At 69.2% G+C, this 14315-nt stretch carries 13 protein-coding genes; 5 read left to right on the top strand and 8 right to left on the bottom strand.

The genetic code is table 11. The annotated features are described in order from the left end of the window. Positions 1-3: 3 nt before the first annotated feature. Positions 4-2130 (bottom strand): carbohydrate porin, encoded by a 2127-nt coding sequence (locus AKJ13_RS21890; protein WP_050735315.1) that lies wholly within the window; start codon positions 2128-2130, stop codon positions 4-6. A gap of 351 nt (positions 2131-2481) precedes the next feature. Here AKJ13_RS21890 and AKJ13_RS21885 point away from each other — a divergent pair, with 351 nt between their 5' ends. Genes AKJ13_RS21885 through AKJ13_RS21870 form a run of 4 tightly spaced genes read left to right on the top strand, consistent with a single transcriptional unit; the run spans position 2482 to position 5689 of the window. After that, positions 2482-3045, top strand: a complete 564-nt coding sequence (locus tag AKJ13_RS21885) for an iron transporter (protein ID WP_200905682.1) — start codon at positions 2482-2484, stop codon at positions 3043-3045. Between the two features lie 15 nt (positions 3046-3060). Next, the gene (locus tag AKJ13_RS21880; RefSeq protein ID WP_050735261.1) at positions 3061-3405 is read left to right on the top strand and encodes a cupredoxin domain-containing protein; all 345 of its coding nucleotides are present in this window, start codon (positions 3061-3063) and stop codon (positions 3403-3405) included. A gap of 58 nt (positions 3406-3463) precedes the next feature. Next, entirely contained in the window at positions 3464-4834 is a 1371-nt protein-coding gene (locus AKJ13_RS21875) for a 4Fe-4S binding protein (RefSeq protein ID WP_050735314.1), read from the top strand. A gap of 30 nt (positions 4835-4864) precedes the next feature. Further along, the gene (locus AKJ13_RS21870; RefSeq protein ID WP_050735260.1) at positions 4865-5689 is read left to right on the top strand and encodes an FTR1 family protein; all 825 of its coding nucleotides are present in this window, start codon (positions 4865-4867) and stop codon (positions 5687-5689) included. Between the two features lie 12 nt (positions 5690-5701). Here the strand turns inward: AKJ13_RS21870 and sseA are convergent, their stop codons facing one another. Then, complete coding sequence (gene sseA, locus AKJ13_RS21865) at positions 5702-6547, bottom strand: 3-mercaptopyruvate sulfurtransferase (protein ID WP_050735259.1); 846 nt, start codon at positions 6545-6547, stop codon at positions 5702-5704. 416 nt (positions 6548-6963) lie between these two features. Here sseA and AKJ13_RS21860 point away from each other — a divergent pair, with 416 nt between their 5' ends. Then, positions 6964-7197: a GcrA family cell cycle regulator gene (locus AKJ13_RS21860; RefSeq protein ID WP_039903524.1), complete on the top strand. Its 234-nt coding sequence runs from the start codon at positions 6964-6966 to the stop codon at positions 7195-7197. Between the two features lie 27 nt (positions 7198-7224). On the opposite strand, the gene AKJ13_RS21855 is transcribed toward AKJ13_RS21860, so the two are convergent. From AKJ13_RS21855 to AKJ13_RS21830, 6 genes are all read right to left on the bottom strand, one after another. After that, entirely contained in the window at positions 7225-8205 is a 981-nt protein-coding gene (locus AKJ13_RS21855; protein WP_050735258.1) for a type II secretion system F family protein, read from the bottom strand. Between the two features lie 26 nt (positions 8206-8231). Then, positions 8232-9209: a type II secretion system F family protein gene (locus AKJ13_RS21850; RefSeq protein ID WP_050735257.1), complete on the bottom strand. Its 978-nt coding sequence runs from the start codon at positions 9207-9209 to the stop codon at positions 8232-8234. Positions 9210-9211: 2 nt separating this feature from the next. Beyond that, the gene (locus AKJ13_RS21845) at positions 9212-10654 is read right to left on the bottom strand and encodes a CpaF family protein (RefSeq protein ID WP_050735256.1); all 1443 of its coding nucleotides are present in this window, start codon (positions 10652-10654) and stop codon (positions 9212-9214) included. Positions 10655-10708: 54 nt separating this feature from the next. After that, entirely contained in the window at positions 10709-11953 is a 1245-nt protein-coding gene (locus AKJ13_RS21840; RefSeq protein ID WP_050735255.1) for an AAA family ATPase, read from the bottom strand. A gap of 71 nt (positions 11954-12024) precedes the next feature. Beyond that, entirely contained in the window at positions 12025-12768 is a 744-nt protein-coding gene (locus AKJ13_RS21835; protein WP_050735254.1) for a CpaD family pilus assembly protein, read from the bottom strand. A gap of 24 nt (positions 12769-12792) precedes the next feature. Next, positions 12793-14259, bottom strand: coding sequence for a type II and III secretion system protein family protein (locus AKJ13_RS21830; RefSeq protein ID WP_244471679.1), 1467 nt, complete (start codon positions 14257-14259; stop codon positions 12793-12795). Positions 14260-14315 lie beyond the last annotated feature (56 nt).

Raw genomic sequence — 14315 nt, 5'->3', positions numbered from 1 at the left:
CAATCAGAAATCCGCGTGCAGCCGCGACGCGAAGAAATGCGCCGGCCCGCGGTCGCGGTTGTAGCCGGGATTGGCCACGAACTGGTAATCGAAGGTCAGGGTCACGAACTTCGTGAGGTTCAGGGCGTAGTAGGTCTCCACGGCCCGCTCGCTGCCGTAATTGAGCCGCCCGTCGCCGATCAGCAGGCCGTAATAGCCGGCCGCGAAGGCGGCGCGGTGCGAGGGCGAGAGCCGGTTCATCGCCGCCCCGATCCCGATCGTGTCGTCCGGGCGGTCCCAGGCCTTGCCCTTCAGCGACAGGCCCCCGGAGAAGCTCTGGTCGATATCGGTGAAGGAGATGTTCTCCGTGCGCCCGTCGTTCAGGCTGGCCCGGGCGAACAGGCCGAGCTCGGGGGTCAGCGCCTGCTCCAGGTTGATGTAGCCGCCGGTCTTGCGACGCGGCTTGCGGGTCGCGAGGGCGGCGTCGCTGCCGTTGTCGAACAGGCCGAGCTGCGTGAGGGTGACGAGCTGCCGGTTATTGGCCGAGACCCCGACATTCGAGAACAGGCCGATGCGGATCTTGCCGGGTTGCTCCAGCCACGGGAGGATGTGGCGCTCCTCGAACTCGGCGTTCAGGCCGGCGCGCCGGAACACCCGCGGGTCGAGCACGTCGCTCGACGGCTCCTTGGGCACCTGCGTGTAGGCGGCGCGGATCGCGAAGTCCGGCCGGTTGTATTCGGCGTAGACGCCCTGGGTGAAGCCCGGGAGGTTGGCCGGGAAATCCCAGGCCGAGGCGCCCCAGAGCGACCAGTTGAAGAAGTCGACCCGCGGGTCGTGAGCGTAGACGTTGCCGTCGAAGAAGTCGCCCAGCGCGAACTTGCCGGCGATCAGGGTGATCCGCTCCGCATCGTACCGGGTAGCGACCTGGTTCGGCCCGTCCGGCACCTCCACGGTCTCGCCGCCGAGCCCGATCGTCTGCTTCACGTAGTAGCGGTTCGAGCGCAGCTTCGGGAATGGGGCGCCGGCCTTCTGCGCCTCGCCGTTGACGAAGCCCGCGACGCCCAAGGTCCGCGACAGGCCGAAGCCCTGGCTGAACTCGGGATTGTAGTACAGCTCGGTGCTGTCGGTGAGCTTGAGTCCGAGGAAGATCGTGGCCGTGGTGGTCTGCCGGGCCTGATGCGGGATCAGGCTCTGCGCCCCCTCGTAGGGCGAGCGGAAGCCCGGCACGCCCTGGGCGATCAGCGTCGTCTGCCCGTGCAGCGAGAAGCGCCCAGTATCGCCGTTGTCGGGATCGTGCGGGGCGGTCTCGTCCGGATCGGCCGGCACCTTCAGGCCGTCCGGGAACCACATCAGCCGCGCGAACAGCTGGTTCGAGGTGAAGCTCGCCCGGGACGTGACCGGGCCGCCATTGTCCCCGGGCACGCTGCCCAGCGAGAAGCGCCGGCTGCCGCCGAGATCGATGTAACGGTAGTCGATCCCGAGCGCGAGCGAATCGCTAATGGCATACTGGATGCCCGCGCCGAGGGTGAACCCGAGATAGCCGATCTCGCGCCGTGCCGTGTTCTGGCCGCCGGCGTCGAGATCCGGATAGTTCGCCAGGAAGCGGGCATTGGCGCCTGCGAGCCCGAAGGCCCCGTAGACCAGGTACCGGTCGAAGCTGTAGCCGATCCGGGCCCGGAGGGTGCCGTACAGGTCGGTCTTGGCGCGCACGATGTTGAACGCCGGGTCGACATCCGCGTAGCCGAAGCCCGCGATGGTCGAGGGCACGGGCCGCTTCAGGTTCGCCGCGTCGAGGGAGGCCTCGATGCCGTAGACCCAGGGGCCGGCCTGCCAATTCCAGCCGCCGAACACGCCCCCGACCGCCGTGGTGGCGTTGCCCCCCTGGTCGCTGCGGCCGGTCGAATCGCCGCTCTTGAACGACGGGACCGCGCGGCCGCCGATCGCCGCCGGGCCGAAATTATAGGCGCCGTAGGAGCCGCTGGCGCTGCCCTCGAGGCCGATGAAGCCCCCCGACCAGTCGGCATAGGCGGGGATGTCCGTCGCGGGACGCCGCGCCGCGGGGTCGGCGGCCGTCGCGGGAACGGACGGGATCAGGGGCGCGGCCAGGACGAGGGCTGTGGCGCGGAGGAGCGGCGCGAAACGGAGGGGCATCGGACTCGCGGAAAAGATATAGCACTTGCTATAATGGGATTTGCGGACGCGCAAGCCGTTCCGGATCGTCTCGAACACAGACCGCACCGTTTTCTCGTCCTGTGCCACCTTGTCGTCGGCTCGCATGGCAACGGCGTGACGATCCCTGCATCCCTCCACCGGTCAAGATAGGCCCGGCCACAGCGGGCGGAATAACTTCAGCCCGCACACCACAACTCGGCAATGCCGCAGGTAAAGATCAAGAACTACCATTCGCCAAGGCTGCAGAGGTATTAGTTTAGAATTGTTATGATTTGATAGACCGCGGGTTGCCTCTTTGAAACTTCTGCCGAGAGCGTTATGTGCGATGCCATGCGCGCTTCGACTCTCTTCCCGATTCTCCGCGGCCTCGCCGCGGCTGCCCTCCTTGCGAGCGCGGGTGCCGCCTCCGCCAAGGAGGTGCCGATCGGTCCGCACGTAACCAAGAACGGCCTGGAGGTCGCGGCCGTGTACCTCCAGCCGATCGAGATGGACCCGCCCGGCATGATGCGCGAAGCCGCGCAGTCGGACCTGCATCTCGAGACGGATATCCGCGCCGCCAAGGACAACCGGAACGGCTTCGCGGAAGGCGATTGGGTGCCCGCGCTCGAGGTCCGTTTCGAGGCGGTGAAGCTCGACGGCGACAAGCCGACGGACCAGAAAGTGTCGGGCCTGCTGATGCCGATGGTCGCCAATGACGGCCCGCATTACGGCGACAACGTCAAGCTGTTCGGGCCCGGCCGCTACCGTCTGAAGGTCACGGTCGCGCCGCCCGGCAAGGACAGCCATTTCGGCCGCCACGTCGACAAGGAGACCGGGGTCGGCCCGTGGTTCGAGCCCTTCGACGTCACCCAGGACTTCACCTTCGCCGGCGTCGGCAAGAAGGGCGCCTACTGAACCGAAGGGATATCCGTGTCACGCTCGTTGCGCCCCCTCCGGCTCGCCGCCGCTCTCCTCGTCGCCTCCTGGACGGCGACTTCCGCGCGTGCGGACGACATGCCGGTCATCAAGGTCGAGATGCGCGACGGCGTGATCCTGCCCGCGGTCATCGAGGTGCCTGCCAACACGCGGTTCAAGCTGGAGATCTCGAATACCGGCCAGTCGCCGGTGGAGTTCGAGAGCACGGAACTCAAGCGCGAGAAGGCGCTGGCGGCGGGCTCGACCTCGGCGATCGTGTTCCGCACCCTCGATCCCGGCACCTACCAGGTGTTCGACGATTTCCATCCCGAGGCGAAAGCCACCCTGGTGGCCAAGTGAGCGCGTCCTGACGGTGGCGTCCCAGACCTTCCTCGCCGAGGCGCCCTCGCGCCGGGACATGATCGACGAGCGGCTCGCCCGCTTCGGCGACTGGCTCCGGCTGCACGGCGGGATGATCCGCGCCGTGCAATGGGTGATCGTCGGGGTCTACGGCGTGCTGGTGATCGTGCCCGCGCTCCTGCCGCTGCCCGACAACACGGCGCATATCTGGACCAACCTGACGCTCGCCGCGCAATTCGCGTTCTGGGGCATCTGGTGGCCGTTCGTGCTCCTGAGCATGGTGCTGGTCGGCCGCGCCTGGTGCGGCGTGCTCTGCCCCGAGGGGGCGCTCAGCGAGTTCGCCAGCCGCTGGAGCCGGGGCTACTCGGTGCCGCGCTGGATCACCTGGCAGGGCTGGCCGTTCCTGGCATTTGCCGGCACCACGGTCTACGGCCAGATGACCAGCGTCTACGGCTATCCGAAGCCGGTGCTCGCCGTGCTCGGCGGCTCGACGCTCGCGGCGATTGGCGTCGGCCTGCTCTACGGGCGCAACAAGCGGGTCTGGTGCCGCTACCTCTGCCCGGTCAACGGCGTGTTCGCGGTGCTCTCGAAGCTCGCGCCGATCAGCTTCCAGGTGGACCGCGCCGCCTGGGCCGCCTCGCCCAAGCCCGCGCAGGGAACCGAGCATTTCAACTGCGCCCCCCTGGTGCCGGTGAAGGCGATGCGCGGCTCCGGCTCCTGCCACATGTGCGGGCGCTGCAGCGGCCATCGCGGCGCGGTGCGCCTCGCGTTGCGCTCGCCCAACCACGAGATCGTCCACGTCGCCGGCCAGGAGCCGAGCCTGGAACAGACCGTGCTGATCCTGTTCGGCATGCTGGCCCTGGCGGTGGGCGCGTTCCAGTGGTCGTCGAGCCCCTGGTTCGTCGAGGCCAAGCAGATCGTCGCCACCTGGCTGATCGAGCACGGGATCACCTGGCCGCTGGAGATGTCCGCGCCGTGGTTCGTGCTGACGAACTACCCCGACCACAGCGACGTGATGACCCTGCTCGACGGCGGATTGCTGCTGGCCTACATCGGCGCCGCGACCGTCATCCTAGGGCTGGCCCTGTCGGGGATCGTGGCGCTGGCGACCGTGGCGCTCGGCGGCTGGTCGCGCCCGCGCTTTCACCACCTCACGCAGACGCTGATCCCGGTGGCGGGTTGCGGCGTCTTCCTGGGCCTCTCGGCGCTGACGGTCACCTTCCTGCGCGGTGACGGCATCCACATCCCGTACGTGTCGGAGATCCGCGCCGTCATGCTGATCGGCTCCGGCCTGTGGAGCGTGTGGCTCGCGTGGCGCGTCGCCGGCCTGGCGGCGGGCGGCCTGCAGCGGGCCGCAGCCACGGCCTGCATCGCCTCGGCGGTGACCCTCTCGGTCGCCAACTGGGTGCTCCTGTTCTGGGTCTGGTAGCGCGGTCCGCGTTCAACTGAGGAGAACGCCATGATCGGCGCCTTCATCATTGCCTTCCGCGAAGTCATCGAGGCCGGCCTGATCATCTCGATCGTGCTGGCGGCCACCCGGGGCATCCCGGGCCGGATGCGCTGGGTCCTGCTCGGCGTCGCCGGCGGCCTCGCCGGGGCCGGCCTCGTGGCCCTGTTCGCGGAATCGATCTCCGACGCGTTCGAGGGCAGCGGCCAGGACATCCTGAACGCCGCCGTGCTGATCGTCGCGGTGCTGCTGCTGATCTGGCACAACACCTGGATGAGCAAGCACGGCAAGGAACTCGCGGGCGAATTGCGGGCGACGGGCGAGGCCGTGCGCTCGGGCGAGCGCGAGGCCGCCGCCCTCTCGATCGTCGTCGGCGCCGCAATCCTGCGCGAGGGTGCGGAACTGGTGCTGTTCCTCTACGGTCTCGTGGCGTCGGGCACCTCGGGTGCGGATATCCAGTTCGGCGCCTTCGCGGGCATCGGGGCGGGCATCCTCCTCTCGGCGGTGACCTATTTCGGCCTGGCCGCGATCCCGAGCCGGTACGTGTTCTCGATCACCAGCGCGCTGATCATCTTCCTCGCCGCGGGACTGGCCTCGCAGGCCGCCCAGTTCCTGTCCAATGCCGGCGTCGTCGATGTCCTCGGCCAGACCCTGTGGAACAGCTCCGGGGTGATCGCGGAAAATTCCTGGCCGGGCCGGGTGCTGCACGCGCTCGTCGGCTACACCGACCGACCAACCGCCCTGCAGGGGCTGGTCTATGTCGGCACCATCGCGGTGATGGTCGGGCTGATGCAGTGGAGCGCCGCCGACAAGCGCCGCGCGGTGCGCACCGCCTGAACCAGGGGTTTCCTAAGCGCCCGTCGCGACCGGGCGCGCCGTGTCGGCACCCCATTCCGACCACGACCCGTCGTAGAGGCCGCGGGCCGGCCGGCCCATCGTCTCCAGCGCCAGGGCGATGATCGCCGCGGTCACGCCCGAGCCGCAGGTGGTCACGACCGGCCGGTCGGGATCGATGCCGGTCTCCGCGAACAGATGCTCCAGCTCCTTCGGACTCTTCAGGCGGCCGTCGCGCTGGAGGGACGCGTAATGCAGGTTGTGCGCGCCCGGCATGTGCCCCGGCCGCACGCCCGGGCGCGGCTCCGGCTCCTCGCCGCGGAAGCGGGTGGCCGAGCGCGCATCGACCACCTGGGCCGAGCCGGTCTCAAGAGCCCGGGCGACGTCGTTCGCATCCGCCACGGCGCCGTGGTCGAGGCGGGCGGTGAAGTGGCGCCGCTCACGCGGGGCGGGGTCGCCGTCCTCGGTCGGGTAGCCGGCCGCGATCCAGGCGGGCAGGCCGCCATCCAGCACCAGCGCGTCGCGGACCCCGAAGGTCTTGAGCATCCACCAGACCCGGGGGGCCGAGAACAGGCCCTGGCCGTCATAGACGACGATCTGCATGCCGTCGCCGATGCCCAAAGCCCGCATCCGCGAGGCGAACACGTCGGAGCGCGGCAGCATGTGCGGCAGGCTCGATTCGGTGTCGCTCATGGCATCGAGGTCGAAGCGCAGCGCCCCGGGGATATGGGCGGCCCGGAACTCGGCGGCCGGGTCGCGACCGGCGGCCGGCAGGTACCACGAGGCGTCGAGCACCACGATGTCGGGCGCATCGAGGCGGTCGTGCAACCATTCGGGGGTCACGAGGGGCGGGTGGGCCATAATCCGCAATCCGGCTCTGTTCGCGTGAGCGCCCACCAAACCACAGCCAGGGGCCGGTTGCACGCCCGGTCGCGGGCTGCGGCGGCGCGTTCCGGCGGTTTCGTCAGGCCCTGCGGATCGAGGCCGAAGAGCCGCGACTCCGCGGCCAGCTACGCACCCCGCACCGTGGTCCGATGCAGCGAATGCACGCTGGTCTTGTTTTCAATCGTTGTAACCCCAGTTACGACAACACGATGACGCTCACCGCGCCAGCCGTCGAGGCCGGCTCGGGCGGGTCGCCCCCGATGCCGCTCCGCGAGACGCAAGTCCCGGACACGCGAGACGGGGCCGCCGCCTGAAGGCAGGGCGTTCAACCCTCCCTCACTGCCGAGGCGCCCGCGCCGACCGTGCAGCTGCTTATTGAGCCGATCACCGCCATGAATCAACTCGTCCGCATGTCTCAGATCGGCGATGCCGAAGGCGTCCAGGAGCCTTCGGCGGACCTGCGCGTGCCCTTCGCGCAGTCCGGGGCTTTCGTGTGCAAGTACATCATCGGCGAGCCGAACGACCGCGCGATCTGCTGCGGTGCGCCGGTCTCCGACGGCAAGAGCTGGTGCGCCTTCCACCGTCGGATCGTGTTCGAGCCGACCCGCCCCGGCCGCATCCGTTGAACCATCACCGGGTCATGCGCACGGCTATCACTGCGTGCGCATGACCTGGATGACGGCCGGCGTGATGATGACGACGAACAGCACCGGCAGGAAGAACAGGATCATCGGCACGGTCAGCTTGGGCGGCAGGCTGGCCGCCTTCTTCTCCGCCTCGTTCATGCGCTGGTCGCGGCTCTCCTGGCTCAGCACCCGGAGCGCCTGGCCAATCGGCGTGCCGTAGCGCTCGGCCTGGATCAGCGCGGTCGCGACCGATTTCACCGGCTCGAGCCCGGTCCGCATGGCGAGATTCTCGTAGGCCTGGCGCCGGTCGGGCAGGAACGACATCTCGGCGGTCATGAGAGCGAGCTCCTCGGCCAGCACCACCGATGAGGCGGCGATCTCGGTGCTCACCTTCCGGAACGCGTTCTCGATCGCCATGCCGGATTCGACGCAGATCAGCGTCAGGTCGAGGGCGTCCGGCCAGGCCCGGCGAATCTCCGCCTGCCGCTTCTTGGCGGTGTTGACCAGGAACAGTTCCGGCGCCTTGATGCCCGTATAGGCCGCGCCGATCACCATCCCGATCCGCATCAGGTAGGAGGCGTCGATCACCTCCAGCACGAACAGGTAGAGCGCGGACGCGATCAGCGACGCGACAGGGACGACGAAGCGGAAGAACAGGAACGTGGTCTCCGCGCCCTGGCCGCGATAACCCGCCATCATCAGCTTGCGCTTGGCCGTATCGGTGCCGAGCCAGCGGTGGAGCTGGTACCGGTCGACGATCGACTTCATATAGGCCTTGGGCGCCACGCGCAGGGTCGCCCGCTCGTTCGGCCGGGCCCGGTCCGCCTGGCGCTCCCGCCGCCGGATGAGTTCGCGCTCGTCGCTGACGAGCTTCATCCGCTTGGAAAGCTTGTCCGACTCGAAGAAGGGCTGCGCCACCGCGAAGGCGGTCGCGGCCGCCGCGATGGCGGTCAGCAGCGTGCCCATGAAGCGGGGATCGAACAGCTTCTCCGCGATGGCGTCGATCATGGAACGGGGTCCGAATCCGGGCGGGCTCAGAAGTCGAAGGCGATCATCTTGCGGATCGTGAAGACGCCGAGCGACATCCAGATCGCCGCCCCGACGAGGGCGATCTTGCCGACATCCGTCGTCCAGAGCAGCGAGATGTAATCCGGGCTCGTCAGCGTGGTGATGCCGGCCACGCCGAAGGGCAGGCACGCGATGATCGAGGCCGAGGCCTTGGCCTCCATGCTCATCGCCTGGACCTTGCCGCGCATCTTGGCCCGGTCGCGCAGCACGACCGAGAGGTTGTTCAGCGCCTCCGACAGGTTGCCGCCCGATTGCTGCTGGATGTTGATCACGATCGCGAAGAAGTTCACCTCGGCGGTCGGCACCCGCTCGAACAGGCGCGAGACGGCCTCGCCCAGCGAGAGGCCCATCGCCTGGCTCTCGATCACCGTCCTGAACTCGCTGCGTACTGGCTCCTCGGCCTCGCGCGAGACCATGCGGAAGCAGTCCCCCACCGGGATGCCGGTGCGGATGCCGCGCACCACCACGTCGACGGCGTTGGGCAGTTCCTTGTTGAACTTCGCGATGCGCCGGATGCGCAGGTGGCGCAGCATCCAGGCGGGCAGGCCGAAGCCGCCCGCGAAGGCGGCGCCGGCCGCCGCCACCGGGCTGTCGGTGATGAGGAACAGCAGCAGGCCGAGGACGGCGCCGCAGCCGCCCGAGACCGTGTAGAAGGTCCGCTTCGTCCAGCTCAGGCCGGCGCGGGCTAGCTTCAGCTCCAGCGTGGCCTTGTTGGCGTTCTTGGCCTTCGCCTCGATCTCGCTCAGCGTCTTGGCGACCTGCTCGCGCCGGTTGACCGCGACGCCGCGCACCGCCGCCCCGGAGGCCGTGACGCCGATCGCTTTCAGCCGCCGGTTCGCCCGGCGCTGGCCGCCCAGCAGCGGCAGCACCGCCACATACGCGACGGCCGCCACCGCGACGCCGATCAGGCCGGCCGCGAGCGGCATCTGGGACGCGTCCGCCATGGTCACGCCCCGTCGACGATTTCGGCGGCGTCGAGCGCCTCGCCGAGCCGGCGATCCAGGCCATAATAGCGGGCCCGCTCCCAGAATTTCGGCCGCCCGACCCCGGTCGAGCGATGGCGCCCGATCAGCTTGCCGTTCGGGTCTTCGCCGACGATGTCGTAGAGGAACACGTCCTGCGTGGTGATGACGTCGCCCTCCATGCCCAGCACCTCGGTGATGTGGGTGATGCGCCGGGAGCCGTCGCGCAGGCGCATGGCCTGGATCACCACGTCGATCGAGCCGCAGATCATCTCGCGCAGGGTCTTCGATGGCAGCGTGAAGCCGCCCATCGAGATCATCGACTCGATCCGCGACAGGCATTCGCGCGGGCTGTTGGCGTGAAGCGTGCCCATCGAGCCGTCGTGGCCGGTATTCATCGCCTGGAGCAGGTCGAACGCCTCGGGTCCGCGGACCTCGCCGACGATGATCCGCTCGGGCCGCATGCGCAGGCAGTTCTTGACGAGGTCGCGCATGGTGACCTGCCCCTGGCCCTCCATGTTCGGCGGGCGCGTCTCCAGGCGCACGACGTGCGGCTGCTGGAGCTGCAGCTCGGCCGCGTCCTCGCAGGTGATGACCCGCTCGTCGTGCTCGATGAAGGCGGTGAGGCAGTTCAGCAGCGTGGTCTTGCCCGAGCCGGTGCCGCCCGAGATGACGACGTTGCAGCGGGACTGGCCGATGATCTTCAGGACCTCGGCGCCCTCCGGGGAGATCGCCCCAAAGCGCACCAGCTGCTCCAGGGTCAGCTTGTCCTTCTTGAATTTGCGGATGGTGAGCGCCGGCCCGTCGATGGCCAGCGGCGGCGCGATGACGTTGACGCGGGAGCCGTCCGGCAGGCGCGCGTCGCAGATCGGCGAGGCGTCGTCCACGCGTCGCCCGACCTGGCTCACGATCCTCTGGCAGATGTTCATCAGCTGCTGGTTGTCGCGGAAGCGGACATTGGTCAGCTGGATCTTGCCGTCGACCTCGATGAAGGTCCGGTTGGCGCCGTTGACCATGATGTCGGCGATGTCGTCGCGGGCGAGCAGCGGCTCCAGCGGGCCGTAGCCCAGCACGTCGTTGCAAATGTCGTCGAGCAACTCCTCCTGCTCGGCGATCGACAGGACGATGTTCTTGAGCCCGATAATCTCCGTGACGATGTCGCGGATCTCCTCCCGGGCGGTCTCGGCGTCGAGTCGCGCGAGCTGCGTGAGGTCGATCGCCTCGATCAGGGCGCCGAAGATCAGGCTCTTGGTCCGGTAGTAATCCTCGGAGCGCAGGTTCTCGACCACCACCGGGGCGGCGGGCTTGGGCGGCGTCGGTGCCGGCGCGGCGTCGCGCAGCACCGGTGCCGCCGGCAGGGCGGTCCGCATCTGCGGGACCGGGGCGGGCGCCGCCGGGGCGGCTCCGGATTGTCGCCTACCGAACATGCGTCAGATCCAAGCGGCCCGCGTGAGGCATCGTCCCGGCGAAGGTCCCGCGCATCACGAGGCCTTGCGGCCGGCGAGCTTGGCCAGCAGCGGCTCCAGCAGGCTCGACCGGCTGCGCCGGGTCTCCGGGCGACCGAGGGTGACCGCCGCCAGGTCGTTGAACAGCTCCGCCACCTTCGAGCCGGCTTGAATCTCGGCGATCATCTGGCCGTTATTGGCGGCCGTGCCGAACAGGGTCGGCTCGAACGGAATCGTGGCTGCGATCGGCGCGTCGAGGGCCTTGGCGAATTCGGCCGTGCCGATCTCCGGCCGCTTGGCCATGCCGACGCCGTTGAGCAGGACCCGGGGTGGCTGGTCGTTCGGGCGGCCGTGCTTGAGCGCCCCGAGCAGGTTCTTGGCGTTGCGCAGGCAGGCGAGATCGGGACCGGCGACGATCAGGATCTCGTCGGCCGCGGTGAGGACGCGCTTCGACCACGCGCTCCACTGGTGCGGGATGTCGAGGACCACGCAGGGCACGCTCGCGCGCAGGTACTCGATCAGGGAATCGAAGGCCGGCTCGGACAGGTCGATGGTCCGGTCGAGGCTCGCCGGGGCCGAGAGCAGGCTGAGGTTGTCGCTGCATTTCGACAGCAGCCGCTCAACCAGGGCCGAATCCAGGCGCTCGGGCGCGAACACCGCCTCGGCGATGCCCTGCGGCGGGTCCTGGTTGAAGTTGAGCGAGGCGGTGCCAAAGGCGATGTCGAGATCGGCGATCACCGTTTGCACGCCCTGGTTCCGGGCCACCGACCAGGCGAAGTTATGCGCCACCGTCGAGGCGCCGATGCCGCCCTTGACTCCGTAGACCGCCACGGTGCGGCCCACCGGCTTGACGCCGGGCGCGGTGAACAGGTCGGAGATCGCCGCGATCAGGGTGAGCGGCTCGACCGGCGCCATCAGGTAGTCGGACACGCCGCGCTGGATCAGCTGCCGGTACAGGGTCACGTCGTTGACGTGGCCGATCACCAGGACGCGGGTGCCCTCGTCGCAGACTTCGGCGAGGGCATCCAGGCACTCGACCGGCTTCGAGCGGACACCCTGGGTCTCGATGACGATGACGTTGGGCGTCGGCGCGTGGCGGTAGGCCTCGATCGCCGCGGCGCCGCCGCCCATCCGGACCTTGACCTGCGCCTTCTGCATGCGCCTGTCGAGGGAAGCGCCCTCGATCATCGCGGCGGTCTCGCCGGTCTCGCAGAAGGCCTGGATCGTGATCCGGGGCACCGGGGCGATCGTACGCTCGGATGTCTCGGATAGGTCCGCCATGACGACACTTTCGGGTCCGTGCTCGGGTCGCGGCGTGAGTGGTGGGGACGGGGGGAGTGGCACCGCCTGTCCTAGTTGCTGACCTGGGACTTGACGGCGTTGGTCCCATCTTGCCGCCATGTGGTTGACGGATCCTTGCCGTCCCGCAACTGGCCGATGTCCCGGACGCGCTTGACCGTGTCGATCCGGCCCTCGGGCCGGCCGCGCACGAGGTCGACCGGGTCGGCCACCTGGGCGGCCACGGTCGCCTGTGTCGCGCAGCCCAGGTTCCAGCTCGGCCGGTTGCCGTAGTCGGAGGCGAAGTTCGAGGTGCCGAGATCCTGGGGCCAGAGCCCGCACTGGTCGGCGACCTTGGCCTGCATGCGGTGGAAGCTCAGACGGATGGGCGCGGCCAGCCCCGGTGCCGCCACCGGGTAGGGCGACTGGGCGATCTCGCGGGCGCCGACGCCGTCCTCGGCGCTGCGCCGGCTCACGGCCGCGACCGTACGCGCCACGGCGGCGGCCTGAGCCGGCGGCAGACCCTGAGGCACCTCCATCAGGATGCCGCCGCGGCCGTAGCGGCGGTATTCCAGCATGAAGGCGTCGATGTCGCCGGCCTGGCGCGGGTCGAGATGGCCCGGACCGGTGGCGAACACGTCGAGGCTGCGGGTGCCGTCGGCCAGCACGATCGGGTGCCGGGCGCGGTAATCGGACAGGTCGATGCCGCCCGTGGTGGCGGGCTCGCCCTTGCAGGCAGCGGCCAGCAGGCCGAGCGCGCAGGCGGCCAGGAGGCTGGCTGGCCGGCGGGATGGGGCGGGCGGGCGACGTCGGGTCATGGATCCGGTCCTGGAAGCGCGGCGCTACTCGACGATGAAGCCGACGCGGCCGCGATAGGTGCGCCCGAGCGGGGCGGCGCCGACCTTGCCGTAGAGGCGGTTGACCTGCCCGAGCAGCACCGCCTGCCCGTCGGTGGCGTCGACGAAGTTGTCGTCGGGCCGGGTCACCTGCTTGGGCTCCATCGCCCGCGCGATGTAGGGGGTGCACATGATCATTAGCTCGGTCTCCATGCGCTGGTAGTCCCGGGACCGGAACAGCGCGCCGAGGATCGGCAGATTGATCAGGCCGGGCAGGCCGGTGATCGCCTGTCTGTTCGTCTGCTGGATCAGGCCGGCGGTCATCATCACGCCGCCGGAGGGCAGCTCGACCGTAGTCTCGGAGCGGCGCACGCGCGTGCCCGGGATGGCAGTGGTGACACCGTCGTTCGTGTAGTTGAAGCTTGTCTGGGCATCGATCTCGGTCACATCGGTGGCGACGCGGATCGATATGCGGTTGTCGGCCAGGACCACGGGCGTAAAACTCAGCGCGACGCCGTAGGGCTTGAAGGTGATCCCGGGTGCAGAGCAGAGTCCGCCGACACAGCTCGATGCGGCCGAAGGGACCGGGAACTCGCCCCCGGCGAGGAATTTCGCCGCCTCGCCGGAAATCGCTGTCAGCGTCGGCTCGGCAAGGACGCGCGAAACACCGGCTTGCTCGAACGCTTTGAGCGTTGCTTGGAGCGAGAAGCCGGCCCCCTGGACGGAGGCTTGGATCTGGTTAGTGGTTGGCGTCGTTCCGCCCGTTATCGGAAACGGCAGGTTGTTCGCGAGGGCCGGCGACGCGGCCGAACCAAGCGGATTCAGCGCCGACCAATTGCCGGTCATGTTGATCCCGAACTGCTTCAGCACGTTGCGGGACACCTCGACCACGGTGACGCGGAGCATCACCTGATCCTTGTTGCGGATCGTGAGGTTGTTGATCACCGCGCCCCGCGCGCCGGCCGAGACGCCGCCGCTCGGCGCCCCCGTGGCGGCTGCGCCGCCGCCCAGGCCGACGAAGGCGTTGGCGATGTCGATCGCCTGCTGGGCGTCGGAGGACGAGTTCACCGAGCCCGAGAGCAGCACCGAGGCGCCCGAGGAGCGCACGTCGAAGCGGCCGCCCGGGATGCTCTGGCCGAGCAGTTCGCGCAGGGTCCCGAGGTTGAGGTCCCGGGCCACGGTCACGTCGAGGGCGGCGATCTGGCGGCCTTCGGCATCCATGATGAAGATCGAGGTGGCGCCGTCCGCCATGCCGATCACGAACACCTTCCGGGTCGAGCGGACCACCGCGTTGGCCACCGCCGGGTTGGCGACGAACACCTCCTTGGCGTCCCGCGGCAGGTCGACGATCACCGATCGGCCCGCGGTCAGCTCGACCCGGCGGGACGAGGCGGCTTCCGCGGAGCCCACCGTGAGCACCGGGGCCGGGCCGAGGGCCGGGCGCTCCTGCGCCAGGAGCGGGCCGGCATGCATCAGCGTGAGAAGCGCCAGTGCGCGCGCCGGGCGGAGGAAACGCGGCAGGACAATCA

Source organism: Methylobacterium sp. ARG-1, from assembly GCF_001262595.1.
Classification (GTDB): Bacteria; Pseudomonadota; Alphaproteobacteria; order Rhizobiales; family Beijerinckiaceae; genus Methylobacterium; species Methylobacterium brachiatum.
This window is presented reverse-complemented; position numbering and strand designations above follow the sequence as displayed.